General features: G+C 39.4%; 1 protein-coding gene and 1 pseudogene. Both read right to left on the reverse strand.

Annotated features, from left to right (window positions below):
• Nucleotides 1-705: pseudogene (locus OO184_RS25125) on the reverse strand (IS982 family transposase); the annotation flags it as partial.
• Nucleotides 706-877: 172 nt separating this feature from the next.
• Nucleotides 878-1,508: DNA methyltransferase (locus OO184_RS24865; protein ID WP_265381445.1), on the reverse strand; the 631-nt coding region annotated here is incomplete at its 5' end.

The following is a 1,508-nucleotide window of genomic DNA, read 5'->3' on the forward strand; positions in this document are numbered from 1 at the left end:
AAATCGCTTTCTTAACATCAGTTTATTCCAGAGAGATAACGCTTTTGCTTTCATGTTACTACGGACATGAGTGATTAACGTTATTCCTTCTGCTTCCAGTTCATCGCACAGGGCCTGTGACAAATACCCTTTATCGCCATACAAACACCCAGTTAACCCTTGTAGCAACGCTTTGACGGGATAACGATCATCTTGATTTCCTGAGGTCAACTTAACCGCTAAAAGTTCACCACAATCGTTGATAACCAGATGAAGTTTAAAACCCTAAAACCAGCCTGTACTCGTTTTCCCTCGCTGGGCAACGCCCTCAAATACGCGATGACGGGGAATACGGAGGTTGTGACAAACGGCAATTTTGGTTGAATCAATAAAAGCGATCCCCAGGGTTTCAACCTTGCGTGACGAAAGAAAAGCCCAGAGAGGAATGAGCGCCCTTTGCTTCAAGGTTAACATCCGGGTGTAGCTGACCAATCCGGGAAAATCGGCCTGAAGATAGTGTTTAACATGCTGAATATAAAACGTTTCAAAATCACGATAATGGCTCATGTGGAATAAAATGAGTATCGTCATCACTTCACTGAGAGAAAGGGAAGCGTCGTGGCGACGTTTGAGCAAGCCGTTTTCAATTAACTGTTGATGCCAGAGAGGAATAAATTGTTGGCAAAAGTCATCGACGCCGCAGTAAAGTTCTTCTAAATTAGACATGCCTGAGGATCTCCACGATTCTGTTTTATTTAGCAAAAACTTTGATCGTGCCTCAGGCACTTAGCTCCCTTCTTAAGCAAACCTCAGATTAATGTAAAAATATGATCCTTCTTTCAATTAAATTCAAAGGGGCTGTATACCTTACAGTCCCTACCACTAAGCTCTTCAAAAATTAATTATCTTCATCTTGAAGAGAAAAAAACCGCTCATTGTCATCTCTTCTTTCCTTATTACTACCTCTAACGTTTTCTACAGTCCAAAGCCCCCGTTTCTCTCTTTCTCTTTTTATAGTAGATGGGAACAAGGAGTTAAGCTTTCCACGTACTTCAATTAAATGCTCTTTATCTTCTGAGATATTATCAAATCGCTCTTTGATTATTTCACAGTCATCAATTTCGCAGCCGATCCATTTACGATTTTTAATCTCAGCTATAACATAGGTTGTGCCTGAACCACCAAACGGGTCAAAAATAAGATCCCCTTCCTTTGTTGCCATCTCTATAACTCTGTCTAAAACCTTTATACTTAACTCATTAGCTCCATATCTTTTCTTATACTTTTTATGTCTAACAGGAGAAATATCATACCACACGTCAGTAAGATTAATGCCAAGAGGGTTCATTTTACTTTTGTATCCACCATAATCTTTAAGATCACCAAAACATTTTGGACAAGTTTGTGCTGCTAATCTATCTGGCTCAAATGTATTAGCTTTTTCCCCTTTGATAAAATATAAGAGAGAATAATGAGAAGGATACAGACGACCTTGGATAGGCATGTTATTTTTCATATCTACCGCTATC

The organism is Photorhabdus aballayi, assembly GCF_026153155.1.
GTDB classification, from domain to species: domain Bacteria; phylum Pseudomonadota; class Gammaproteobacteria; order Enterobacterales; family Enterobacteriaceae; genus Photorhabdus; species Photorhabdus luminescens.